The sequence below is a fragment of the Pseudomonas thivervalensis genome, assembly GCF_001269655.1.
GTDB classification, from domain to species: Bacteria; Pseudomonadota; Gammaproteobacteria; order Pseudomonadales; family Pseudomonadaceae; genus Aquipseudomonas; species Aquipseudomonas thivervalensis.
The window spans coordinates 1-22,989 of sequence record NZ_LHVE01000003.1 but is presented as its reverse complement, the minus strand read 5'-3'; the positions used below and the strand labels follow the sequence as shown (position 1 = coordinate 22,989).

Here is a 22,989-nt window from a genome sequence, read left to right as displayed (position 1 = left end):
GTTCCTGGATTTGCTTCTGATCGGCGGTGATTGCCTTGGTACCGACAAGCGTCGATCCGGCGCGCTCTTTTCGCACCTGCTCGACCCAGCGGCGCAGGGCTGTTGGGCCGATATCCAAGCTGGCACAGATCTCGGGAATCGGCTGATCCTCATCGAGCACCATGCTTGCAGCTTTGAGTTTGAACTCACTGGAATAGGATTTTCGCATCATCATGCACACCTCAGATTTGGGCGCCATCATAGCGCCCTATTGATGTGTCCAAATTCATTAGGCCAGATCAGCCTGCTCGCGATAGCGGTAGATCAGCCGGATTAGAAATGACTGATACACCGCTATCGCGAGCAAGCTCGCTCCCACAATGGGTTTTATGTAGCCAAGGAATGCGGGTTACAACCCCACCACATCCTCAGCCTGCAGGCCCTTCTGCCCTTCCACGACCGCGTACTCGACCTGCTGGCCCTCGGTCAGTGAACGGTGGCCCTCACCGCGGATGGCGCGGTAATGCACGAACACATCCGCGCCGCCTTCACGCTGGATGAAGCCGTAACCCTTGGCGTCGTTGAACCACTTCACATTGCCGGTTTCCCGTGCAGCCATGATGCTCACTCCCATTTTTATTTTTTGAGTCGGCTTTTCGATGGAACGCCGTACGAACTTAGTCACCGTCCGGCCATCCATAAGAGGAGGCCGAAGCAGCTACTGGCCGAGTATATGACACACGCAAAAACTCTCAACTGACTTTACTTCGCTGCTTTTTTGCCGATTTTCGACGAATCCGGCACACTGGCGCCCGCGCCATCCCATCCACTCATGCAGAAGCCGTATGACCCGCTCCCCGTTCCGCCGTCTTGTGTTTGGCACCCTGCGCCGACTGTTGTACCTCTGGGTTCGCTCCGAGACGATCAACCAGTCGTCCTTCACCCTCAACCTCGACCGCAGTCGTCCGGTGTTCTACGTCCTGCAAGATCCATCGCTCACCGACCTGGCCGTGCTCGACACCGAATGCACCAAGGCCGGCCTGCCCCGTCCGGTGCTGCCGGTCTCGGTGGGCAACCTGCTGGAACCGGCGGCGTTTTTCTACCTGACGCCAGCCCCCGACTGGATCGGGCGCCAGGACAAGCGCGGCGCACCGCCCACCCTGACGCGGCTGGTCAACGCCCTGACCGACAATGCCGCCGAAGACGCACAGATCATCCCGGTCAGCGTGTTCTGGGGGCAGTCGCCGGACAGCGAATCCAGCCCCTGGAAGCTGTTGTTCGCCGACAGTTGGGCCGTCACCGGGCGCCTGCGCCGCCTGTTGAGCATCATGATCCTGGGCCGCAAGACCCGCGTGCAGTTCTCCGCGCCGATCCACCTGCGCGAACTGATCGAACACGACAAGGGCCACGAACGCACCGTGCGCATGGCCCAGCGGATCCTGCGAGTGCACTTCCGCAATCTGAAAGCGGCGGTCATCGGCCCCGACATCTCCCACCGACGCAACCTGGTCAAGGGCCTGCTGAACCAGCCGCTGGTCAAGCAGGCGATTGCCGAGGAAGCCGAACGGGAAAAGATCTCCCCGGAAAAAGCCAAGGCCCAGGCCCTGCGCTACGGCAACGAGATCGCTTCGGACTACACCTACACCGCGATCCGTTTCCTGGAAGTGGTGCTGAGCTGGTTCTGGAACAAGATCTACGACGGCATCAAGGTCAACCACATCGAAGGCGTGCAGAACATCGCCCAGGGCCACGAAGTCATCTATGTGCCGTGCCACCGCAGCCATATCGATTACCTGCTGCTGTCGTACCTGCTGTTTCGCAATGGCCTGACGCCACCGCACATTGCTGCCGGCATCAACCTCAACATGCCGGTGATCGGCGGCCTGTTGCGCCGTGGCGGGGCGTTCTTCATGCGTCGCACCTTCAAGGGCAACCCGCTCTACACCGCAGTGTTCAATGAATACCTGCACACGCTGTTCACCAAAGGTTTTCCGGTGGAGTACTTCGTCGAGGGCGGTCGCTCGCGCACCGGGCGCATGCTGCAACCCAAGACCGGCATGCTCGCCATCACCCTGCGCAGCTTCCTGCGCTCGTCGCGCATGCCTATCGTGTTCGTGCCGGTGTACATCGGTTATGAGCGCGTACTGGAAGGCCGTACCTACCTGGGCGAACTGCGTGGGGCCAGCAAGAAGAAAGAATCGATCTTCGACATCTTCAAGGTCATCGGCGCCCTCAAGCAACGCTTCGGCCAGGTGGCGGTGAACTTCGGCGAACCGATCAAGCTGGCGGAATTCCTCGACAGCGAACAACCGGACTGGCGCCAACAGGAACTGGGCCCGCAATTCAAACCGGCCTGGCTCAACGCGACCACCAACCGCCTCGGCGAACGCGTGGCCCGGCACCTGAACGAAGCCGCGGCCATCAACCCGGTCAACCTCGTCGCCCTGGCGCTGCTGTCCACCAGCCGCCTGGCCCTGGACGACCGCGCCATGGCCCGCGTGCTGGACCTGTACCTGGCCTTGTTGCGCAAAGTCCCGTACTCGCCCCACACCACCCTGCCTGAAGGCGATGGCCGAGCGCTGATCGAACACGTAAAAGGCATGGACCTGCTGTCGGAACAGAACGATGCCTTGGGCAAGATTCTGTACCTGGACGAGCAGAACGCGGTGCTGATGACCTACTACCGCAACAACGTGCTGCACATCTTCGCCCTGCCAGCGTTGCTGGCGAGCTTCTTCCAGAGCAGCTCGCGCATGAGCCGCGAGCAGATCCTGCGCTACACCCATGCGCTGTACCCGTACCTGCAATCGGAGTTGTTCATTCGCTGGTCGCTGGAAGAACTGGATGGCGTGGTCGACCAATGGCTCGACGCGTTCGTCGAACAAGGCCTGCTGCGTTTCGAAAACGACCTGTACCTGCGACCGGCACCGAGTTCGCGGCACTTCGTGCTGCTGACCCTGCTGTCGAAGAGCATCGCCCAGACCTTGCAGCGCTTCTACATGACCGTCTCGCTGCTGCTCAACAGCGGCCAGAACACCATCAGCGCCGAAGAACTGGAAGACCTCTGCACCGTCATGGCCCAGCGCCTGTCGATCCTGCATGGCCTGAATGCGCCGGAATTCTTCGACAAGAGCCTGTTCCGCCACTTCATCCAGACGATGCTCGACCTCGATGTGCTGCGCCGCGACGAGGCCGGCAAACTCAGCTACCACGAACTGCTGGGCGAACTGGCCGAAGGTGCGGCCAAGCGGGTGCTGCCGGCGGAAATTCGCCTGTCGATCCGCCAGGTGGCACTGCATCGCAGTGAAGACGCGGCGGAGGTCGCCGTCAGCGCTGACATTTGAAACTTGCCTGTCGCTCACCGTCAGCATGGAACGCTTCCGGTGAGTGAATGGGTTAATCGACAGGCATACTCCGACGCTGCGCAGCGGCCAAGGCGACGCAAAACGAAGAAAAGACCTACATAGAACTTTGGAGCAGGTCTCTAGGATGGGTTCACGTCAATGTCGACGTACTGAAAAGGAATTCAGCATGAACATCATTACCCTCACCCTGCAATTGCCCGAAGGCTATCGACTCCCGGACGCCGGACGCACCGAAGTCAGCGTTCGAAATACCGCCGGTGTGCAGATCAGCGCCAGCGGCGGCCAGGGTTCCAACATGGCGCCAAAGGAGCCTGTAAACCAACCTTGGCAATATCGCTTCCAGGTCGATCCGGAGACGATGCCCGCGGGCGAGCAACTCTTGGTAAAAGCCCAGGCGTACCAAGACGACACCGCTCTTTTTCTTGATACCGAACAGGCGTTCACCTGGGATGGCGGCGATCAACACGTTGACATCCCGCTGAGCCTGGCGCCAGCATCGCTGGTTGAAACTGTTCAAGCGCCCACGTTCGGTTCCTGAGCCGCGACGTTACGCATGGATGCTTGGACGCAAATCCGCTAAACGCTCATCGACGCCCGCGTGGCTGGCGCCTATGAGCCAGGGGCTCCCCATGAAAAAATTCGCTCTGCTTGCCTCCATGGCCTTGCTGACTGCTTGCCAATCGACAACTCCACCCGCTGCGTCCCTTGATGGCGAAGTCTTCTATCTACAACGCATTGCCCTGCCGCCCAACGCCACCCTGAGCGTGAGCCTGCAGGACGTTTCCCTGGCCGACGCCCCGGCGGTGGTGCTTGATGAACAGAGCGGCCCGGTCAAAGGCCAGGTCCCGCTGCCGTTCCACCTCAGTTATGATCCCGCCCAGGTCAAGCCCGGCCATCGTTATGCCGTGAGCGCCCGCATCGAAGTGGACGGCCAGTTGATGTTCATCACCACCGAACAACACGCCGTGCAACTCGATGGCAAGGATCCGCAGCCGTTGAAGATCCGCGTCAACGCCGCACGCTGATTCCTTTTTCCAACTTTTTCAAGGACGCCATCATGCTTCGCTCAACCCTCCGTTTCACCGGCCTGTGCGCGGGCCTGCTGATCTGCGCCAACGCCATGGCCCTGTCCCTGGGCGACCTGTCGCAACAAGATGCCACGGGAGGCCTCAAGGACGCCTTGACCCAAGGCGCGCAGGTGGCGGTCAAGCAACTGGGCACACCCGGCGGCTTCAGCAACAACCCGGATGTGAAGATCGAACTGCCAGGCAAGCTGGGCAAAGTCGCCAGCAAGATGAAAGCCTTCGGCATGGGTGAGCAGGTCGATCAACTGGAAACCAGCATGAACCAGGCCGCCGAAGCCGCCGTGGTCCAGGCCCAGCCGATCCTCGTCAATGCCGTGAAGAACATGAGTGTGAGCGATGCCAAGGGCATCTTGAGCGGCGGCAACGACTCGGCCACGCAATACCTGAACAAGAGCAGCCGCGAGCAGATCCGCGCCAAGTTCCTGCCCATCGTCAAGCAGGCCACCGACAAGGTCGGCCTGGCCCAGAAATACAATGCCTTCGCCGGCCAGGCCGCCACGTTCGGCGTGCTGGATGCCAAGAGCGCCAACATCGAAAACTACGTGACCGAGCAGGCGCTGGACGGGTTGTTCGAGATGATCGGCAAGCAGGAAGCCACCATCCGCCAGAACCCGGCGGCTGCGGCGACCAGTTTGGCGAAGAAGGTCTTCGGCACCCTATAAGCCCCAACCCAAAACAACTGTGGGAGCGAGCTTGCTCGCGATGAACACACTGTTTATCTGACAAACCACAATCCTGTGGCGAGGGAGCTTGCTCCCGCTCGGTTGCGCAGCAACCGCAAAAGCTTGGGGCCGCTACGCAGCCCAGCGGGAGCAAGCTCCCTCGCCACAGGTTCGGTGTGCACCTGTAAATCAGGCTTTCTTGACCCTGAACCACGCCGCATACAGCGCCGGCAGGAACAACAGCGTCAACGCCGTGGCCACGATCAACCCGCCCATGATCGCCACCGCCATCGGGCCGAAGAACAGGCTGCGTGACAGCGGGATCATCGCCAGCACCGCGGCCAGCGCGGTGAGCACAATCGGGCGGAAACGCCGCACCGTGGCTTCGATGATCGCCTGCCAGGGCGCCAGCCCCGCCTTGATGTCCTGCTCGATCTGGTCCACCAGGATCACCGAGTTGCGCATGATCATTCCCGACAGCGCGATGGTACCCAGCATGGCGACGAAGCCGAACGGCTGGCGGAACACCAACAGAAACAGCGTGACGCCGATCAACCCCAGGGGCGCGGTGAGAAACACCATGGCCGTGCGGGAGAAACTGCGCAATTGCAGCATCAGCAACGTCAGCACCACCACGATGAACAACGGCACACCAGCGTTCACCGACTTCTGGCCGCGGGCCGAATCCTCCACCGTACCGCCCACTTCCAGAAGATAACCATCCGGCAACTCGGCGCGAATCGGGTCCAGGGTCGGGAAGATCTGTTGCACCAGGGTCGCCGGCTGCTCCTTGCCGTAGATATCGGCCCGTACAGTCACGCTCGGCAGGCGGTTGCGGTGCCAGATCACGCCCTCTTCGAAGCCGTATTCCAGGGTCGCGATCTGCGACAGGGCCACGCTCTTGCCGTTGTCGGTCGGCACCGCCAGGCTCGGCAGCAAGGACAGTTCGGTGCGCTCATGCACCGTGCCGCGCAGCAGGATCTCGATCAGTTCGTTGTCTTCCCGGTACTGGCTGACGCTGGAGCCGGTGAGGGAGCTGCGCAGGAAACTCGCCAGGTGGGTGGTGCTGACGCCCAACGCCCGAGCACGGTCCTGATCGACGTTCAGGTACACCACCTTGCTCGGTTCTTCCCAGTCCAGGTGCACGTTGACCACGTAGGGGTTTTCGCGAACTTTCGCCGCCACTTTCCGCGCCAGGGCCCGGACTTCTTCGATGTGTTCACCCGTGACGCGAAACTGCACCGGATAGCCGACCGGCGGACCGTTCTCCAGGCGCGTGACCCGCGAGCGCAGGGTCGGGAATTGCTCGTTCAGGGTCGAAATCAACCAAGTGCGCAAAGGCTCGCGGTCTTCGATGGTCTTGGCCAGCACCACGAACTGGGCGAAGCTGGAAGCTGGCAATTGTTGGTCCAGCGGCAGATAGAAGCGCGGTGAGCCGGTACCGACGTAGGCCACATAGTTATCGATACCGGCATGGTCCTTGAGCAGCGCTTCCAGGCGCTTGACCTGCTCGGCGGTGTTGCTCAGGGAGGCGCCTTCCTGCAGTTTCAGGTCAACCATCAGCTCCAACCGCCCCGATGCCGGGAAGAACTGCTGCGGCACGAACCGGAACACCACCACCGAGCCGACGAACAACAGCACGGTCAGCAGGATGACGGTTTTGCGGCGGCGCACGCACCACTCCACCATCCGCCGGACACGCTGATAGAACGGCGTGCCGTAAGGGTCGGTCTGGCCGTCAGTCGTGCCATGTTTGGCTGCGTGAATTTTCGCCAGGTCCGGCAGGAGCTTTTCCCCCAGGTACGGCACGAACACCACGGCCGCCACCCAGGAGGCGAGCAGCGCCAGGGTCACCACCTGGAAAATCGAACGGGTGTATTCGCCGGTGCCCGATTGCGCGGTGGCGATCGGCAGGAAGCCGGCTGCGGTGATCAATGTACCGGTGAGCATCGGGAACGCGGTGCTGGTCCAGGCGAAGCTGGCGGCCTTGATCCGGTCGAAGCCCTGCTCCATCTTGATCGCCATCATCTCCACCGCAATGATCGCGTCGTCCACCAGCAGCCCCAGGGCCAATACCAGCGCGCCGAGGGAAATCTTGTGCAGGCCGATCCCCAGGTAATACATGGCGGCGAAGGTCATCGCCAACACCAGCGGAATCGCCAGGGCCACCACCATCCCGGTGCGCAGCCCGAGGGAGAAGAAGCTCACCAGCAACACGATTGTCAGCGCTTCCACCAGCACCTGGACGAACTCACCGACCCCGGTCTTCACTGCCGCTGGCTGGTCCGACACCTTGCGCAGTTGCATGCCGGCCGGCAGGGTGTTCTGGATACGGGCAAAGTCGGCCTCAAGGGCCTTGCCCAGAATCAGGATATCGCCGCCTTCCTTCATCGCCACGGCCAGGCCAATGGCGTCTTCGCCCATGAAGCGCATGCGTGGCGCCGGCGGGTCGTTGAAACCACGGCGCACGTCCGCCAGGTCGCTGATACGGAACGTCCGGTCGCCGACCCGGATCGGGAAGTTGCGGATCTCTTCCACCGTCTGGAAATTCCCCGAAACCCGTAGCTGCAAACGCTCGCTGCCGGTTTCGAAGAAGCCTGCGGTGGAGACCGTGTTCTGCTCTTCAAGGGCCTGCTGGACCGCCGCCAAGGGCAGGCCGAGGGTCGCCAGCTTCACGTTCGACAACTCGATCCAGATCTTCTCGTCCTGCAAGCCGAGCAGCTCGACCTTGCCCACGTCCTTGACCCGCTGCAACTGGAGCTGGATGCGATCGGCGTAGTCCTTGAGCACCGCGTAGTCGAAACCGTCGCCGGTCAGTGCGTAGATATTGCCGAAAGTAGTCCCGAATTCATCATTGAAAAATGGCCCCTGAATACCCGGCGGCAAGGTGTGGCGGATATCGCCGATCTTCTTGCGCAACTGGTACCACAGCTCGGGAATCTGCGCCGAATGCAGGGAGTCGCGGGCCATGAAGGTCACCTGCGATTCACCCGGCCGGGAGAACGACACGATCTTCTCGTAATCGCCGGTTTCCATCAGTTTCTTTTCGATGCGTTCGGTGACTTGGCGCGACACTTCCTCGGCCGTCGCCCCCGGCCACACTGTGCGAATGACCATGGCCTTGAAGGTGAATGGCGGGTCTTCGCTCTGGCCAAGCTTGGTGTAGGAAAGCGCGCCGACGATGGCCAGTAACAGCATCAGGAACAGTACGATCTGGCGGTTACGCAGCGCCCATTCGGAAAGATTGAAACCCATTGCGGATTACTCCTTGGCCGTCAGGTTGACCACGCGGTTGGAGCGATCCACCGGCCGCACCTGCTGGCCGTCGAGGAGCACATGCACGCCGGCAGCCACCACCCAGTCATCGGGGCTGAGGCCTTCCAGCACCGGCACGGTCTTCTCGCCGAAGGCGCCGACCCGTACCGGGACTTTTTTCAAGGTGTTGTCGGCGTTGACCACCCAGACATAGGTCGCGCCGTTTTCCGCCGTCAAGGCCGACAAGGGCACTGACAGCGGCACCGTGTCGGCAGTCTGGATAAACACCCGCGCGCTTTGGCCCAGCTCGGCCGGAACACTGCCGGCCGTGAAGGCTACGCGAGCGGCAAAGGTGCGGGACTTGGGGTCGGCGGCGGGTGACAGTTCACGAATACGCCCGCTGAAACGCTGGTCGGGCTGGCTCCACAGCTCCACCGACACCGGCTGGCCGATCTTGAACCGACCAAACCCCTGCTCCGGCAGGCTGATCAGCACTTCACGCTCGCCGTCGGTGGCCAGGGTGAAGACAGTTTGCCCGGCCGAGACCACCTGCCCGACTTCCACCGAACGCCGGGCCACCACGCCATCCTGGGGCGCACGCAGCACCGAATAGCTGGCCTGGTTGTTGGCGACATCGAACTCGGCCTTGATCTGCTTGAGCCGTGCGGTGCCGGAGCGATAAAGGTTTTCGGCGTTGTCGTACTGGGAGCGGCTGACCATCTGCCGCTCCATCAAGGTCTTGTAGCGGTCACGCTCGGCGCGAACCAGGTTCAGATTGGCCTCGGCGGCGGCGACCTGGGCACGGGTCGCTTCCAGTTGCAGGCGCACGTCCTCGGGATCGAGCTCGGCCAGCGGTTGATTGGCCTTGACCCGCTGCCCCTCTTCGACCATTCGTCGGCTCACTTTGCCGCCAATGCGAAAGGCCAGTTCAGGCTCGAAACGTGCCCGCACTTCGCCAGGGTAACTGTCCATCGCCTGGGCCGACGGCTCGGGCTTGACCACCATGGCGGGACGCACGGCGACGGGCACCGGCTCGTCATGACCGCACGCAGACAATAAAAAAGCCAGGGCGACTGGCATGGCGAGGGGCAGGGCATAGCGGAACATGGCGAGTGACCTTTCGCTAATGGTGCTTGGAATAATTATACTGGCGAGTATGTTATTAATAGCAAACTCACCAGTCCAGTATTAAAGCGAAGAATGTCGAACAATCCTTCAACTCCCGGCGGCCCCGGTCGCCCCAAGGACCTGGCCAAGCGCCAGGCCATTCTCGACGCGGCGAAACGCCTGTTCCTGAGCATGGGGTATGCCAACACCAGCATGGACGCCGTCGCCACCGAGGCAGGGGTTTCGAAACTGACGGTCTACAGCCATTTCAACGACAAGGAGACGCTGTTTTCCGCTGCCGTGATGGCCAAATGTGAAGAGCAGGTGCCATCGCTGTTTTACGAATGGCCCGACGGCGTTCCGATCGAACAGGTGTTGTTGAACATCGCCCGTGGGTTCAACCAACTGATCAACAGCGATGAATCGTTGAACCTGCATCGGTTGATCATGGCGCTGGGCAGCCAAGACCCGAAGCTGTCGACGATTTTCTACGAAGCCGGTCCGCAGCGGATGCTCTCGGGCATGGAGCGGCTGCTGAGCAAGATCAACCAGAGCGGCGCCCTGAGCATCGACAAACCGCGCAATGCCGCCGAACATTTCTTCTGCCTGATCAAGGGCGCAGCGAACTTCCGCTTGTTGTCAGGCTGCGGCCCGGCCCCGGAACCCGAAGCCGCCGAGGCCCATGTGCAGGAAGTGGTGGGGTTGTTCATGCGGGCTTATCGGCCTTAGCTCGACCGATAGCCTTTCGTTGGCTGGAAGGGCCTCATCGCGAGCAAGCTCGCTCCCACAGGGTTGATGAACACCAAGGATCCAATGTGGGAGCGAGCCTGCTCGCGATACGGTCTCAGGCCTTGAGCGCTTTCTTCGGGTAGATGTCGTAGCGACTGGACTTGCCATCCAGCCCATGACTTGGCTTAGGCCCTTCGATGCACGGGGCCTTGCGCGGGCGCTTGACCACCACCCGGTGCGTCGCCAGGGCCAGGGCCGCGGCGAGCAGCGCCGGAGCGTCCGGGTCATCGCCCACCAAGGGCCGGAACAGGCGCATTTCCTTCTTCACCAGGGCGGTTTTCTCACGATGAGGGAACATCGGGTCCAGGTAGATCACCTGGGGCGGTTCGCCTTCCCAGTTGCGCATCACCTCGATGGAGTTGCCCTTGAGCAAACGCATGCGCGCCACGATCGGCGCTACGTCGAAGTCCTCCGCCCCCCGGGCCAGGCCATCCTCCAGCAAGGCGCCAATCAGCGGCTGGCGCTCGATCAGGCTCATGTCGCACCCGAGGCTGGCCAGCACAAACGCATCCTTGCCCAACCCGGCGGTGGCATCCAGCACCCGCGGACGTACACCCTGGGCAATCCCGACCGCCTTGGCGATCATCTGGCCGCTGCCGCCGCCGTACAGACGCCGATGGGCCGCACCGCCCTCGACGAAGTCCACGCGCACCGGCCCTGGTGCATCCGGTCCCAACTGCTGCAACTGCAACCCCTGCTCACCGACCTGCAAGGCGAACTCACCATCGTCCCCTTGCAAAGGCAGGTCAAGCCGCTCGGCCCAGCGTTCGGCCTGCGGTTGGAAGGCCGGGGCCAGGGCCTCGACATGGATGCGGCAGGCCGCGGGTTGCTCACTCATGGAAGTTGTTCACTCATGGAAAAACATGCTCAAAAAATTAAGGATCGGCAAAAACGGCCGATAACAACGGTGAACGGCATTTTGCCAGAGCTGAGCGTCGACCGAGAAAAATGTCAGACATTCAATCCACATCGATAGGCGTCATCTCCCCTTACGGCGATTACAGCCTGCGTAACACCCAAGCGCTGAGCGGCGTCAGTCACCTGTGGCAGGATTTTTTTGCCCGGGCCCTGGCCGATCAACTGGGTGAAAACGCACCGGCGCCTGGCAGCTACCAGCCAGAGCCCCTCGATGAAGCGGTTGAACCGACCCTCGGCGCCGAACTGCTGGCGCACATCGTCAGCCAGCGTACCTGCGAAGTGACCGAAACACAGATCAAGCCGCCAGAGCCGCTGTTCCTGCCCATCGCCGAATTCGAACTCGACCTGCTGGACAAGCCCTTCCCGCCGTTCCCAGCGGAAGAAATCGTCGCCCAGCAAAAACAGCAGACCTTCGAGAGCAACTGGGTGCGTCCACTCGTCCTCACCGCCGGCCAACCACTGCCGGAGCCTGGCCCGGCGCCGCAGCCACGCCCCTTGCACCTGCCGATCGCCGAGTTCGAACTCGACCTGCTGGACAAGCCGTTCCCGCCGTTCCCGGAAGAGGAATTGGTGGCGCAACAGAAACAACTGGACTTCGACACCCGCTGGGCACGTCCGATCGTGCTGCAGAACCTGCGCATCGCCGCTTAAATCAGCGACAGATCCACCATGGCCCCACATCCAGATGAAAATGGTTGCGGTGCGCCGCGTTGTAGTCCGGGCTCAAGACCACACTGAACATATCGCAGGCGCCATCCCGAGCCTGACGCAAAAAGCGCGCATCCGCAGTGTCCTTGGGCCAGTCCCTGAGGACGCTGATCGTGCGTCCATCGGCCAGGCGAAACCCGGCGATGTCCAGCGCGCTGGCGGTGGCGTGCTGGCTACGCGCACCGCTCTCACGCCCGTACATGTTGCGGCAGGCAAAACTGCCGAGATGATCGACCCGTGTCACTTTCTGCCCATAGATCGCCATCGCCGCCGGCTGCAACCCATGGCGCTCGAACAGCGCAAACGCCACCGCCAGTGGGCAACTGGCGAGGAAGCTGCTACTCAACGCCACCTCCCCGCCCTGCACCCTCAACACGTTGGTCAACGGGCACGTCGTATTGGCGCCACTGTCGGCCTGGCGCGCGATGCGCAGCCCGGAGGTGGCGAGGGACTGGTCGCACAACTGCGGGTCATTGCGCAGGGCCATGAGCTTGAAGCGGGTCAGCAGGTTGGGCGCCAGGTTGACGTCCAACGGCGCCCAGGGATTCCATTGGGGCGGCAGCGCCACCCAGCCGCGCCATACCCCCAGCACGGCAAGGCCAACGAGTAGGGCCACGACCGCAAGCGCTTTCAAAAACCGCACGATATTGCCTCGGGCATCAACCCTTGAATAATTGGTTGGCCTGCTTGAACGGCATCGAGCGGCGCGTAAAAGTGAACGTGCCCTGCGCTTGGATTTCCTCGGCGGCGCGGAAGAACTCGCCATACGCGGCCAGGGCCAGCGCCGACCCGACGCTGATGCGCTTGACGCCCAACTCGCTCAACTGCGCCACCGTCAGGTCCAGCGCCCCGGACATCAGCACGTTCACCGGTTTCGGCGCCACGGCCTGCACCACCGCGAGCACCTGCTCGGCGCTGCTCAACCCCGGGGCATACAACACGTCGGCCCCCGCCTCCGCGAAGGCCTTGAGGCGGCGAATGGTGTCATCCAGATCGGGATTGCCGTGCAGGAAGTTTTCCGCCCGGGCCGTCAGCAGGAAGGGATATGGCAAGCTGCGCACAGCCTCGGCGGCGGCCTTGACCCGCGCCACGGCATGGTCGAAGCAATAGATCGGGCTGTCTTCGCGCCCCGTGGCATCCTCGATCGAACCACCCACCGCGCCAGCCTCCGCGGCACGAAGCAGGCTACGAGCGCAATCCTCGGGGGCATCGGCAAAACCGTTTTCCAGGTCGACGGCCACTGGCAGGTCAGTGGCCGCGACAATCGCCCGCACGTTAGCCAGCGTATCGTCCAGGCCCAACGCACCATCGGGCCGGCCCAAGGAAAAGGCGTGGCCGGCACTGGTGGTCGCCAAGGCTTCAAAACCCAGGCTGGCGAGCATCTTGGCCGAACCGGCATCCCACGGGTTGGGAATGACAAAAGCCCCTTCGCGTTCGTGCAAGGCCTTGAACGCCCGGGCTCGACGAATTTGCGCTTCCATGTAGTTCGCTCCTGAGCAGAGAGGGAGTGGGCCTCAGAGCAAACCCAGTTGCTCGGCGGCGGGCTCTCTATATAACGCAGGCAGGGCCGGCAAGCCAGGCAATCGATGCATCAAGCACTCGTGAAAGCGTTGCGCGAGGCGGGCCGCCAGCCGGTTGTCGGCGGTGTGCAGGAAGATATATGGCGTGCGCCCTTCTTCGATCCACGCGGCGATTTTCTCCACCCACGGCGTCAGGAACGGTTCGTTGGCTTCCAGCACCGGGTGACCGATGAAGCGCACTTGCGGGCATTGGGTGAACGCTGCGGGCCGGGGCGGCACGCGGGGCTTTTTCGATTGTGCGTGGAGCACGGCGGGATCAAGGGAGGTGCAACTGAACAAGGCCCGGGGATCGAGGCAGATGCGTTCGACGCCGCGATCGAGCAACAGGCGGTTGAGGCGTCGCTCGGCGTCGCCCCTGGCAAAGAACTCATCGTGACGGACTTCGACGGCCAAGGGGCGTTGCAAGGCGTCGATGAACCCTGCCAGTTCCGGCAAGCGATTTGGGGTAAAGGCCTTGGACAGTTGCAGCCAATACGGCGCAACACGCTCGCCTAAAGGGCTGAGCAGTTGCAGGAAGTTTTCGGTGGCCGTCAGGCGCTCGCGCAAGTCGCCATTGTGGCTGATGTCGCCAGGAAACTTGGCAGTGAAGCGAAAGTGTTCGGGCATGATTTCAGCCCAGCGCTGGACCGTGGCCGCAGACGGGCTGGCGTAGAAAGTCGTATTGCCTTCCACGGCATTGAACACTTGGGAATAGAGATTGAGGAAGTCGGTGCTTTTGGCGTCCTGGGGATAAAGGTAGTCGCGCCAGGCGTTTTCGCTCCAGGATGGACAGCCCAGGTAGTAAGGCAAGACCATCAGATGTAGAGATCGAGTCCCAGCACTTCCATATCCCAATCGACGAAACCGGCAGTGCTCAGGTAGCTCGCCAGGGCCGTGGCGACGCTGCGGCTCATCGCGCGGTGATAAAGCATGTCTTGCTGACGGGCGGGGAGATTGCTCAAGCGTTGCGCGGAGGCTTTGGCGGCGCGGGCGGCCAGTTGCTCCTCGGACGGAAATTCCAGGTCGCCATCGATGTCATCGAAGTTTTCCGGCTCGCTGGCTTTACCCGCACGAGGCCGACGCTTGATGGGGTAGGACTGGGATGAAACGCCGTCTATACGCATAACAGAATGCTCGGTATCAATGATGGCAATTTAGCGGCACTTTCGCAGCCGCGCAAATGCGCAAGTGATAACTAGAACACATAAAGTCAAAAAGGTTTAAAAACGGGGCGAAAAAGTGACGACTGGCAATGTTGGGTGTGACTTTTGGGAGCGCGAATGACTTTTGCGAGAACACCGCTTTGGGGAAGACGCCATGCTTTTGTGGCGAGGGAGCTTGCTCCCGCTGGGGCGCGCCCGTAGGAGCTGTCGAGTGCAACGAGGCTGCGATCTTGTCCCAGACAATTGAATCGCAAGCGAAAGATCAAAATCAAAAGATCGCAGCCTTCGGCAGCTCCTACAGAGCCCAGCGGGAGCAAGCTCCCTCGCCACAACGCTGCCCGCTTGAGAGTGGGGTGAAGCTTTTTTACCGCTCGGACTTGGGCGTCGCGACCTTGTCTCGCAAGTAAACGGGCTGCGCATCATCGGCTGGAATGGCTTCGCCGCGTTCCCAGGCGAAACGGGCCAGGGCCAGCAGGTCTTCGGCGTGAGGCAGCAGGGTGGCGTCCTGGCCGGTCAGGCTGACGGCGATGCGTTCGCCGTAGCCCCAACCGGTACCGGCGCCGAACCAGTCGCCACTGGCGTCACCCGGCAACGCCGCCGCTTCGGGCGGCAACACCGCTTCGGCACCGACCAGGCGCATCTCGCCGTCGGTTTCGCGGTAGCAGCCCCAGTAGACTTCGTCCATGCGCGCATCGATGGCCGCTGCGACCTGGCGGGCGCCCTGTTCACGCATGGCGCGCTGGGCCAATACCGCCAGGTTCGACACCGGCAACACCGGCCGCTCCAGGGCAAACGCCAACCCCTGCACCACGCCGATGGCGATGCGCACGCCGGTAAAAGCCCCCGGCCCGCGACCGAACGCAATCGCGTCCACCGCCTGCAACGTCGTGCCGGCGTCGCTCAGCAGTGTCTGAATCATCGGCAACAGTTTCTGCGCATGCAGGCGCGGGATCACCTCGTAATGGCTCGTGACCTTGCCGTCGTGCAGCAAGGCAACGGAGCAAGCTTCAGTCGCGGTGTCCAGGGCCAGCAAGGTGCTCATCGATGTGTCCGTAAATCAGGTGGGAAAAAGTGCGCCAGTATAAACAACTACGGCCCGCAAGCGGGCCGTAGTTGAGGCAACTGATCAGGCTTTTCAGCTCAAGGCTGCAAGCACCTTGGCGGTGATCGCTTCGACCGAGCCGACGCCTTCGATGTGGCTGTACTTCGGCTTGCCATTGGCAGCCGACAGTTTCTGGTAGAAGTCCACCAGCGGCTTGGTCTGGGAATGGTAGACCGACAGGCGATGACGCACGGTCTCTTCGGTGTCGTCCTTGCGCTGCACGAGGTCGTCACCCGTTACGTCGTCCTTGCCTTCGGTTTTCGGCGGATTGTAGACGGTGTGGTAAACGCGACCGGACGGCTCGTGAACGCGTCGACCGGCAATGCGCTGGACGATTTCTTCGTCTTCGACGGCGATTTCAACCACCGCATCCAGCTCGACACCGGCGCTCACCAAGGCTTCAGCCTGGGGAATGGTGCGCGGGAAGCCATCGAACAGGAAGCCATTGGCGCAATCGGGCTGAGCGATACGATCCTTGACCAGGGCGATGATCAGGTCATCCGACACCAGGCCGCCAGCATCCATGATGCTCTTGGCTTGAACGCCCAGTGGCGTGCCCGCCTTGACCGCGGCACGCAGCATGTCGCCGGTGGAGATTTGCGGGATACCGAATTTTTCGGTGATGAACTTTGCCTGAGTACCTTTACCGGCCCCGGGAGCTCCCAGCAGAATGACGCGCATCGATGTGCTCCTCAATTTTTTTATGTAAAACGCTCGGATTCGCCTCGCGGGGCCAATCTTCGAAAAACTGGATCGTGACCGCCCAAACGGCCAAAGGCTGATCAAGATACACAGCAGGCCCGACCCACACAAGCCGCCGAAAGTCGGAGGAACCCGCACCCGATACGACCTTCGGAGGGGGTGGCGAGCGTCGCAACCGGGCAACAAACTGTCGCCTGGTCGACCTGTCCCCGCCCCCGCAGAACAACGCCCGGGAACCCCGGGCGAGCCGTTTTGGTGCGCTGCCTGATCTTAGCCGGTATTGCGCAACCCGGCGGCAATCCCCGCCACAGACACCAGCAACGCTTGCTCCACGGGGCTGCCCTGGGCCACATCCTGCTGCCGCGAGCGCGCCAACAGTTCGGCCTGCAACAGGTGCAACGGGTCGAGGTAGGTGTTGCGCAGGCGGATGAATTCCAGTGTGGCTGGGCTATGTGCCAGTAGCTGCGACTGACCGGTCAAGCCAAGGACCACTGAGCAAGCCTGCGACAATAGGTCGCGTAAATGCGCACCCAAAGGCAACAGCCCAGGCTCCACCAAGCGCTCGTCGTAAGAGCGAGCGATATCCGCGTCGGCCTTGGCCAGTACCATTTCCAGCATATCGATGCGGGTCCGGAAGAACGGCCATTGCTCGCGCATCTGCCCCAGCAACGCCCCTTCGCCGCGCTCCAGGGCCTTGCTCAATGCGGTTTCCCAGCCGAGCCAGGCCGGCAGCATCAGGCGGGTCTGGGTCCAGCCGAAGATCCACGGGATCGCCCGCAGGCTTTCGATACCGCCGGCCCGACGCTTGGCCGGACGACTGCCCAGGGGCAGGCGTCCGAGTTCCTGTTCGGGGGTGGACTGGCGGAAGTACTCGACGAATTGCGGATTCTCGCGCACCACGGCGCGGTAGGCACTGACGCCGTCGGCCGCCAGTTCGTCCATCAGGTGTCGCCACTCGGGCGTGGGTGGCGGCGGTGGCAGCAGCGTCGCTTCAAGCACCGCGGCGAGGTAAAGATTGAGGTTCTGTTCGGCGATGTCCGGCAGGCCGAATTTGAAACGAATCATTTCGCCCTGCTCGGTGGTGCGGAAACGCCCGGCCACCGAACCCGGTGGCTGAGACAGGATCGCCGCGTGCGCCGGACCGCCACCACGGCCCACGGTGCCTCCGCGACCATGGAACAACAGCAGTTCGACTTGCTGCTCGCGGCAGATGTCCACCAGCCGTTCCTGGGCCCGATACTGCGCCCAGGCCGCTGCTGTGGTCCCGGCATCCTTGGCCGAATCGGAATAACCGATCATCACTTCCTGCGGGCCCTGCAGCCGTGAGCGATAGCCCGGCAGGAGCAACAGCCGCTCGATCACCGGCCCGGCGTTGTCCAGGTCGGCCAGGGTCTCGAACAGCGGCACCACCCGCATCGGCCGCAACACGCCAGCATCCTTCAACAACAGCTGCACGGCGAGGACATCGGACGCCGCGCCGGCCATGGAGATCACGTAGGAACCCAGGGATGCCGCCGGCGCCGCGGCCACTTCCCGGCACGTCGCCAACACTTCCGCCGTGTCGGCCGAGGGCTTGAAATGGGCCGGCAGCAGCGGACGCCGGTTGTTCAGCTCCTCGAGCAGGAAGCTGATGCGCTGCTCCTCGTTCCAATCTTCATAGCGGCCCAGGCCCAGGTAATCGGTGATTTCCGTCATGGCAGCGCTATGGCGCGTCGAGTCCTGGCGCACATCGAGGCGTACCAGGAACAAGCCGAAGGTCACCGCCCGGCGCAGGCAGTCGAGCAGCGGCCCATCGGCAATCACGCCCATGCCGCATTCGTGCAGGGAGTGGTAGCACAGCTCAAGGGGGTCCAGCAGTTCGCGGTTGTGCTGCAACACATCGGCGCTGGGCGGCGTGGCAGCACTCAAGGAGGCGTGGGCCCAGTTGCGGGTGGCGCGCAGGCGTTCGCGCAGTTGCTTGAGCACGGCACGATACGGTTCGGCGCTGTCGCCGGCCTGGGCCCGCAAGGCCTCGCTGGCGTGTTGCATGGACAGCTCGGCCGCCAGTTGGTCGACATCACGCAGGTACAGGTCCGCCGCCATCCACCGCGCCAGCAACAGCACCTCGCGAGTCACGGCGGCGGTGACGTTCGGGTTGCCGTCACGGTCGCCGCCCATCCACGAGGCAAAGCGGATCGGCGCGGCCTCCAGCGGCAGGCGCAGCCCGGTGGCGGCATGCAGGGCCTGGTCGGCCTTGCGCAGGTAATTGGGGATGGCCTGCCACAGCGAATGTTCGATCACCGCGAACCCCCACTTGGCTTCGTCCACCGGGGTCGGCCGGGTGCGGCGGATTTCTTCGGTGTGCCAGGCTTCGGCGATCAACCGCTGCAGGCGCTCGTGGATCTGCGCGCGCTCGGCGCTGGTCAGGTCGCGATGATCCTGGGCCGCCAGTTGCGCGGCGATGGCGTCGTATTTCTGGATCAGCGTACGGCGAGCCACTTCCGTGGGGTGGGCCGTGAGGACCAGTTCGATCTCCAGCCGCCCCAATTGCCGGGCCAGGGCTTCGGCGCCATGGCCCTCGGCGCGCAGCCGGGCGAGCAACTCGGGCAGCACCCGTGCCTCGAAGGGCGCCGGTTGCGACTCTTCGCGGCGATGAATCAGTTGGTACTGCTCGGCGATGTTGGCGAGGTTGAGGAACTGGTTGAACGCCCGCGCCACCGGCAGCAGTTCGTCCTCGCTCAGCTGGTTGAGGCTGGCGCTGAGTTCGGCGTCCACAGAACCGCGTCGGTCAGCCTTGGCGCCCTTGCGGATCTGCTCGATCTTGTCGAGAAACGTGTCCCCGTACTGTTCGCGGATGGTATTGCCCAGCAGTTCGCCAAGCAGGTGGACATCCTCGCGCAAGCGGGCATCGATATCGGTCATCAGCATTTCTCCAGCAAAAAAGTCCGGACAGCTCTTGGATCAGAGAGTGCCGATGCCCGTCGCTTATGACAAGCGACGAAGGGACTTTAAACCTTGTACAACAAAGCTAGTCTCATGAGTAAGCCACACAACGGCTTGTCACTCACCGCGCCTGCCACGAGCAGACTGATTGAGGTCATCATGAAAATTCGTGAGCTTGTCCAGCATTGGGAAGAAAACGCCAAGGGCCGCCTGACCCAGACCGGCTACACGATCCATCTGGACGTGGAAGCCGCTGCCCGGCTGGCAGCGATCTGCGACATGTACCCCAAGCGCCAGCCGGAAGAGCTGCTCGGCGAACTGATCGGGGCGGCACTGGAAGAACTGGAAGCAAGCTTTCCCTACATCAAGGGCTCACAAATCGTCGCCACCGATGAAGAAGGCGACCCGCTGTACGAAGACGTGGGCCCGACCCCGCGATTCCTTGCTTTGTCCCGCCGGCATCTGCACGAACTTTCCTCGCAGAACGACAAATCCAAACACTGATTCCTGCACTGACACCTGTAGGAGCTGCCGAGCGAAGCGAGGCTGCGATCTTTCCCCTGACGCTTGAGTCCCAAGCGAAAGATCAAAAGATCGTCCGAACGCGGCCCGAGCCTTCGGCAGCTCCTACACACGCGCCCTCCAAAAAAAACGCACGTTTCCCTACGCCGGGAATACCGCTGCGCGCCTTGAAAGTTCAGCTTTTCCGCCGCTGACCGATCAGTCAGTAATTCTTTTGGCGAATGGCCATCTTCTCTGAACTTTTGAAAAACGCCTCGGGTCACACCGAGTAACCATACTGGAACGGTCGTTTAAATAAACGCGCCTTGGCGCCAACGCCAAACCAGACGTCACGGCTTCGGTCCCAGCATGGATTTGTCGTTTTTTCAGGAGTTTTCCAATGGAGTTGAAGCCTATGAATACCTGCACTGCCAAACCCTCATCCACTGGCCTGCGCGGTTTGAAGTTGGCTGCCCTGGCGATCGGTAGCAGCTTCATTCTCGCCGGTTGCGCCGGTAACCCACCTTCGGAGCAGTACGCGGTGACCCAATCGGCGGTCAACAGCGCCGTCAGCGCCGGCGGTACCGAATTCGCCGCGGTGGAAATGAAATCGGCCCAGGACAAGCTCAAGCAGGCCGAAATCGCCATGCATGACGAGCACTACGAAGAAGCCAAGCGACTGGCCGAACAGGCCGAGTGGGACGCCCGCGTCGCCGAACGCAAGGCCCAGGCCGCTAAAGCCGAACAAGCGCTCAAGGATTCTCAGAAAGGGGTTCAGGAACTGCGTCAGGAAGGCATGAACAAGGTTCAGTAAACCGTTCACGCCACGACGTACTTCTCATTGATAAAAGGACGACAGACTATGATGCACAAACACTTGATGATGCCCGCCCTGCTCGCTGCCTGCGTAGCCCTGGCCGCTTGCTCCCATGACCCGAACGCGAATCTGGAACAGGCACGGACCAACTACAACGGCCTGCAAGCCGACCCGGCGGCGACCAAAGTGGCAGCCTTGGAAACCAAGGATGCGGCGGACTTCCTGGCCAAGGCCGACAAGGCCTATCTGGACAAGGAAGACGAAGCCAAGGTCGATCAACTGGCCTACCTGACCAACCAGCGCGTCGAAGTGGCCAAGCAGACCATTGCCCTGCGTAACGCCGAAGCCGAGCTGAAAAACGCCGGTGACGAACGCGCCCGTGCGCTGCTGGAAGCGCGCAACGCACAGATCAAGCAACTGCAGGACAGCCTGAACGCCAAGCAGACCGAACGCGGTACGCTGGTGACCTTCGGCGACGTGCTGTTTGCCACCAACAAGTCCGACCTGCGCTCCAGCGGCCTGGTCAACGTGAACAAACTGGCGCAGTTCCTCCAGGAAAACCCGGACCGCAAGGTGATCATCGAAGGCTACACCGACAGCACCGGTTCGGATTCGTATAACCAGTCATTGTCGGAACGCCGCGCCAGCTCCGTGCGCACCGAACTGGTAAAAATGGGCGTGGACCCGGCTCGCATCGTGACCCAGGGCTACGGTAAGGAATTTCCCGTCGCCGACAACACCAGCGTCTCGGGCCGTGCCATGAACCGTCGCGTGGAAGTGACCATTTCCAACGACAACCAGCCAGTCGCGCCGCGCTCGACCATGAGCGCCAACTGATCGGCTGAGTGCAACCAAAAAGCCCCGCCTGATTGAAGTCAGGCGGGGCTTTTTATCGGCCAACACAAATCCCCTTGTGGGAGCGGGCTTGCTCGCGAAAGCGTCCGGCCAGCTATATATGCAGTGACTGACACACCGCCTTCGCGAGCAAGCCCGCTCCCACAGGGGATTTGTGGTGTCGTTGGGATTGGATTACGGCTGCAATTTTTGTGGCGTTTCCTGCCCCATGCAGCGCACCGCGCGTTTCTTCTCGTTGATCAGCACGCCGGTCAGGCCTTTCTGCTCGGTGTCGAACAACACCAGCACACCGTCGATGCACTGGGCGACCTGGGCGGCCGGTTCCAGCGACACCTTGTAGTCCTCCCCCGGCACGGTCTTGAGCATGGTGAATTGGTTGAGCAGCAACGCGTCCTCGGGCTTGGCGAAGTGCAGGTAGCCGTAGTACCACAGCGTCGCAACGGTGCCGAGGATGCTGCAGATACCGGTGATGATCAGGGGGATGGCGTTACGTTCTTCGCTCATTGCGGGTTCTCTGGTGATTCAACGGGTGATTTCGGGTAGTTCGGGACTTCGCCCAAGCGGCGCAGGCCGTCAAAATGCCGGGGGTCGTCGAGGTAGCGCAGCATCACGGTGCGCCAGGTCGGATCGGCGAATGTCTGCACATGGCCGCCGCGCGTCAATTGCAGGACCCGCGGCGGCGGCGCAGCTTGATACAGGCGGATACCATTGGAAAGAGGCACGATGGGGTCGTCGAGGCTGTGGTAGATCAATTTCGGTACGCCAGTCAATTGCGCCACGGAACTGATCGCGCTGTCACCGTCCGGCACCAGCCAGGACAACGGCACCTGCAACGGCCAGGTCAGCCACGAGGTGCTCAGGGCAAAACGCCCGACGTCGCGGTAACTGGCGGGCACGCCATCAAGCACCAGGGCCTTGAGCTGTTGCTGGCGCTGCGGATGTTCGACCAGGTAATGCACCGCCAGCGCGCCGCCCAGGCTCTGGCCGAGCAGCACCAGTGGCTTGCCCTGAACGTCAGGCGACTGGTCGAGCCATTGGAACGCGGCATCGATGTCCTGGTAGATCGCCGGCAGGCTCGGCTCGCCTTCGGACACGCCGTAACCCCGGTAATCGACCATCAGCACCTGGTAGCCCTGCTCCGGCAACCACCAGCTCCCACCCAGGTGCCAGGCGAGGTTGCCGCCGTTGCCGTGCAAATGCAGCACCGTACCCTTGACCTCCACGCCTGGCTTGACGGGCAGCCACCAGCCACGGAGCTTGAGACCGTCGGCGGTGGTCAGGGTGACGTCGCGGTACTCGAGCTTGGCCCGCTCCGGGGTAAACGGCAGGCCGCGCTCGGGGTAGAACAGCAGGGAGCTGCAACCGCTCAGGGCCAGCAGCAGGCAGATGATGCCGAGGGTTCGCATCCGGTGAAGCCTCGCAAAAAGTCAAGGTTGGAACAGAGTTCCCCCTGTGGGAGCGGGCTTGCTCGCGAAGGCGGTGTGTCAGTCGACATTATCG

Annotated in this window: 23 protein-coding genes; 9 read left to right on the top strand and 14 right to left on the bottom strand. The window is 62.3% G+C overall.

What is annotated here, in order from left to right; genetic code table 11:
- Both AD659_RS04730 and AD659_RS04725 read right to left on the bottom strand, forming a co-directional pair.
- On the bottom strand, positions 1-214 hold a 214-nt coding region (locus AD659_RS04730; protein WP_156330578.1), incomplete at its 3' end, for a transposase.
- Positions 215-388: 174 nt separating this feature from the next.
- The gene (locus tag AD659_RS04725; protein WP_003184959.1) at positions 389-598 is read right to left on the bottom strand and encodes a cold-shock protein; all 210 of its coding nucleotides are present in this window, start codon (positions 596-598) and stop codon (positions 389-391) included.
- A 226-nt stretch (positions 599-824) separates the two neighbouring features.
- Here AD659_RS04725 and plsB point away from each other — a divergent pair, with 226 nt between their 5' ends.
- From plsB to AD659_RS04705, 4 genes are all read left to right on the top strand, one after another.
- Complete coding sequence (gene plsB / locus AD659_RS04720) at positions 825-3,323, top strand: glycerol-3-phosphate 1-O-acyltransferase PlsB (RefSeq protein WP_053118812.1); 2,499 nt, start codon at positions 825-827, stop codon at positions 3,321-3,323.
- Between the two features lie 187 nt (positions 3,324-3,510).
- Positions 3,511-3,882 carry a hypothetical protein gene (locus AD659_RS04715; RefSeq protein WP_053118811.1) on the top strand — a complete coding sequence of 124 codons (372 nt, stop codon included), beginning with the start codon at positions 3,511-3,513 and terminating at the stop codon, positions 3,880-3,882.
- A 91-nt stretch (positions 3,883-3,973) separates the two neighbouring features.
- A complete protein-coding gene (locus AD659_RS04710; RefSeq protein ID WP_053118808.1) occupies positions 3,974-4,369 on the top strand; it encodes a YbaY family lipoprotein in 396 nt (131 codons plus the stop codon).
- A gap of 32 nt (positions 4,370-4,401) precedes the next feature.
- A complete protein-coding gene (locus tag AD659_RS04705) occupies positions 4,402-5,091 on the top strand; it encodes a DUF4197 domain-containing protein (protein WP_053118806.1) in 690 nt (229 codons plus the stop codon).
- A gap of 189 nt (positions 5,092-5,280) precedes the next feature.
- Here the strand turns inward: AD659_RS04705 and AD659_RS04700 are convergent, their stop codons facing one another.
- Positions 5,281-8,346 carry an efflux RND transporter permease subunit gene (locus tag AD659_RS04700; RefSeq protein ID WP_053118804.1) on the bottom strand — a complete coding sequence of 1,022 codons (3,066 nt, stop codon included), beginning with the start codon at positions 8,344-8,346 and terminating at the stop codon, positions 5,281-5,283.
- A 6-nt stretch (positions 8,347-8,352) separates the two neighbouring features.
- On the bottom strand, positions 8,353-9,453 hold the full coding sequence (locus AD659_RS04695) for an efflux RND transporter periplasmic adaptor subunit (RefSeq protein WP_053118802.1): 1,101 nt from the start codon (positions 9,451-9,453) through the stop codon (positions 8,353-8,355).
- Positions 9,454-9,546: 93 nt separating this feature from the next.
- On the opposite strand from AD659_RS04695, the gene AD659_RS04690 reads away from it, so the two are divergent.
- The gene (locus tag AD659_RS04690) at positions 9,547-10,182 is read left to right on the top strand and encodes a TetR/AcrR family transcriptional regulator (RefSeq protein ID WP_053118800.1); all 636 of its coding nucleotides are present in this window, start codon (positions 9,547-9,549) and stop codon (positions 10,180-10,182) included.
- A 115-nt stretch (positions 10,183-10,297) separates the two neighbouring features.
- On the opposite strand, the gene AD659_RS04685 is transcribed toward AD659_RS04690, so the two are convergent.
- Positions 10,298-11,080 carry a class I SAM-dependent methyltransferase gene (locus tag AD659_RS04685; protein ID WP_053118799.1) on the bottom strand — a complete coding sequence of 261 codons (783 nt, stop codon included), beginning with the start codon at positions 11,078-11,080 and terminating at the stop codon, positions 10,298-10,300.
- A 110-nt stretch (positions 11,081-11,190) separates the two neighbouring features.
- On the opposite strand from AD659_RS04685, the gene AD659_RS04680 reads away from it, so the two are divergent.
- On the top strand, positions 11,191-11,811 hold the full coding sequence (locus AD659_RS04680) for a hypothetical protein (RefSeq protein ID WP_053118797.1): 621 nt from the start codon (positions 11,191-11,193) through the stop codon (positions 11,809-11,811).
- Position 11,812: 1 nt separating this feature from the next.
- Here AD659_RS04680 and AD659_RS04675 read toward each other — a convergent pair whose 3' ends face one another.
- From AD659_RS04675 to ppc, 7 genes are all read right to left on the bottom strand, one after another.
- The gene (locus tag AD659_RS04675; protein ID WP_053118795.1) at positions 11,813-12,511 is read right to left on the bottom strand and encodes an extensin-like domain-containing protein; all 699 of its coding nucleotides are present in this window, start codon (positions 12,509-12,511) and stop codon (positions 11,813-11,815) included.
- Between the two features lie 16 nt (positions 12,512-12,527).
- Positions 12,528-13,349 carry an isocitrate lyase/PEP mutase family protein gene (locus tag AD659_RS04670; RefSeq protein ID WP_053118793.1) on the bottom strand — a complete coding sequence of 274 codons (822 nt, stop codon included), beginning with the start codon at positions 13,347-13,349 and terminating at the stop codon, positions 12,528-12,530.
- 33 nt (positions 13,350-13,382) lie between these two features.
- Positions 13,383-14,243, bottom strand: a complete 861-nt coding sequence (locus tag AD659_RS04665) for a DUF72 domain-containing protein (RefSeq protein WP_053118791.1) — start codon at positions 14,241-14,243, stop codon at positions 13,383-13,385.
- On the bottom strand, positions 14,243-14,551 hold the full coding sequence (locus AD659_RS04660; protein WP_053118789.1) for a hypothetical protein: 309 nt from the start codon (positions 14,549-14,551) through the stop codon (positions 14,243-14,245). The genes AD659_RS04665 and AD659_RS04660 overlap by 1 nt, the downstream gene beginning before the upstream one ends.
- 403 nt (positions 14,552-14,954) lie before the next feature.
- Entirely contained in the window at positions 14,955-15,632 is a 678-nt protein-coding gene (gene tsaB, locus AD659_RS04655) for a tRNA (adenosine(37)-N6)-threonylcarbamoyltransferase complex dimerization subunit type 1 TsaB (RefSeq protein ID WP_053118787.1), read from the bottom strand.
- Positions 15,633-15,725: 93 nt separating this feature from the next.
- Entirely contained in the window at positions 15,726-16,373 is a 648-nt protein-coding gene (adk, locus tag AD659_RS04650) for an adenylate kinase (RefSeq protein ID WP_053118784.1), read from the bottom strand.
- A gap of 291 nt (positions 16,374-16,664) precedes the next feature.
- Positions 16,665-19,295, bottom strand: coding sequence for a phosphoenolpyruvate carboxylase (gene ppc / locus AD659_RS04645; RefSeq protein ID WP_053118817.1), 2,631 nt, complete (start codon positions 19,293-19,295; stop codon positions 16,665-16,667).
- 180 nt (positions 19,296-19,475) lie between these two features.
- Between ppc and AD659_RS04640 the strand changes: the two genes are divergently transcribed.
- From AD659_RS04640 to lptF, 3 genes are all read left to right on the top strand, one after another.
- Positions 19,476-19,820, top strand: coding sequence for a hypothetical protein (locus AD659_RS04640; protein WP_053118782.1), 345 nt, complete (start codon positions 19,476-19,478; stop codon positions 19,818-19,820).
- A gap of 397 nt (positions 19,821-20,217) precedes the next feature.
- On the top strand, positions 20,218-20,631 hold the full coding sequence (locus tag AD659_RS04635; protein WP_053118780.1) for a DUF4398 domain-containing protein: 414 nt from the start codon (positions 20,218-20,220) through the stop codon (positions 20,629-20,631).
- Between the two features lie 51 nt (positions 20,632-20,682).
- The gene (gene lptF, locus AD659_RS04630; protein ID WP_053118815.1) at positions 20,683-21,471 is read left to right on the top strand and encodes a lipotoxin F family OmpA-related lipoprotein LptF; all 789 of its coding nucleotides are present in this window, start codon (positions 20,683-20,685) and stop codon (positions 21,469-21,471) included.
- Positions 21,472-21,663: 192 nt separating this feature from the next.
- Here lptF and AD659_RS04625 read toward each other — a convergent pair whose 3' ends face one another.
- On the bottom strand, positions 21,664-21,993 hold the full coding sequence (locus tag AD659_RS04625; protein ID WP_039010674.1) for a PA3694 family proteiin: 330 nt from the start codon (positions 21,991-21,993) through the stop codon (positions 21,664-21,666).
- Positions 21,990-22,895: an alpha/beta hydrolase gene (locus tag AD659_RS04620; RefSeq protein WP_053118778.1), complete on the bottom strand. Its 906-nt coding sequence runs from the start codon at positions 22,893-22,895 to the stop codon at positions 21,990-21,992. Before AD659_RS04620 ends, AD659_RS04625 begins: the two co-directional genes overlap by 4 nt.
- Between the last annotated feature and the right edge of the window lie 94 nt (positions 22,896-22,989).

Excerpts from the sequence above, each read along its gene's own strand:
- AD659_RS04660 (WP_053118789.1), bottom strand. The coding sequence starts at position 14,551 with ATGCGTATAGACGGCGTTTCATCCCAGTCCTACCCCATCAAGCGTCGG.
- AD659_RS04725 (WP_003184959.1), bottom strand. The coding sequence starts at position 598 with ATGGCTGCACGGGAAACCGGCAATGTGAAGTGGTTCAACGACGCCAAG.
- AD659_RS04635 (WP_053118780.1), top strand. The coding sequence starts at position 20,218 with ATGGAGTTGAAGCCTATGAATACCTGCACTGCCAAACCCTCATCCACT.
- AD659_RS04640 (WP_053118782.1), top strand. The coding sequence starts at position 19,476 with ATGAAAATTCGTGAGCTTGTCCAGCATTGGGAAGAAAACGCCAAGGGC.
- AD659_RS04715 (WP_053118811.1), top strand. The coding sequence starts at position 3,511 with ATGAACATCATTACCCTCACCCTGCAATTGCCCGAAGGCTATCGACTC.
- tsaB (WP_053118787.1), bottom strand. The coding sequence starts at position 15,632 with ATGAGCACCTTGCTGGCCCTGGACACCGCGACTGAAGCTTGCTCCGTT.
- AD659_RS04665 (WP_053118791.1), bottom strand. The coding sequence starts at position 14,243 with ATGGTCTTGCCTTACTACCTGGGCTGTCCATCCTGGAGCGAAAACGCC.
- AD659_RS04685 (WP_053118799.1), bottom strand. The coding sequence starts at position 11,080 with ATGAGTGAGCAACCCGCGGCCTGCCGCATCCATGTCGAGGCCCTGGCC.
- AD659_RS04695 (WP_053118802.1), bottom strand. The coding sequence starts at position 9,453 with ATGTTCCGCTATGCCCTGCCCCTCGCCATGCCAGTCGCCCTGGCTTTT.
- adk (WP_053118784.1), bottom strand. The coding sequence starts at position 16,373 with ATGCGCGTCATTCTGCTGGGAGCTCCCGGGGCCGGTAAAGGTACTCAG.
- AD659_RS04680 (WP_053118797.1), top strand. The coding sequence starts at position 11,191 with ATGTCAGACATTCAATCCACATCGATAGGCGTCATCTCCCCTTACGGC.
- AD659_RS04625 (WP_039010674.1), bottom strand. The coding sequence starts at position 21,993 with ATGAGCGAAGAACGTAACGCCATCCCCCTGATCATCACCGGTATCTGC.
- AD659_RS04705 (WP_053118806.1), top strand. The coding sequence starts at position 4,402 with ATGCTTCGCTCAACCCTCCGTTTCACCGGCCTGTGCGCGGGCCTGCTG.
- AD659_RS04670 (WP_053118793.1), bottom strand. The coding sequence starts at position 13,349 with ATGGAAGCGCAAATTCGTCGAGCCCGGGCGTTCAAGGCCTTGCACGAA.
- AD659_RS04620 (WP_053118778.1), bottom strand. The coding sequence starts at position 22,895 with ATGCGAACCCTCGGCATCATCTGCCTGCTGCTGGCCCTGAGCGGTTGC.
- lptF (WP_053118815.1), top strand. The coding sequence starts at position 20,683 with ATGCACAAACACTTGATGATGCCCGCCCTGCTCGCTGCCTGCGTAGCC.
- AD659_RS04710 (WP_053118808.1), top strand. The coding sequence starts at position 3,974 with ATGAAAAAATTCGCTCTGCTTGCCTCCATGGCCTTGCTGACTGCTTGC.
- ppc (WP_053118817.1), bottom strand. The coding sequence starts at position 19,295 with ATGACCGATATCGATGCCCGCTTGCGCGAGGATGTCCACCTGCTTGGC.
- AD659_RS04700 (WP_053118804.1), bottom strand. The coding sequence starts at position 8,346 with ATGGGTTTCAATCTTTCCGAATGGGCGCTGCGTAACCGCCAGATCGTA.
- AD659_RS04690 (WP_053118800.1), top strand. The coding sequence starts at position 9,547 with ATGTCGAACAATCCTTCAACTCCCGGCGGCCCCGGTCGCCCCAAGGAC.
- plsB (WP_053118812.1), top strand. The coding sequence starts at position 825 with ATGACCCGCTCCCCGTTCCGCCGTCTTGTGTTTGGCACCCTGCGCCGA.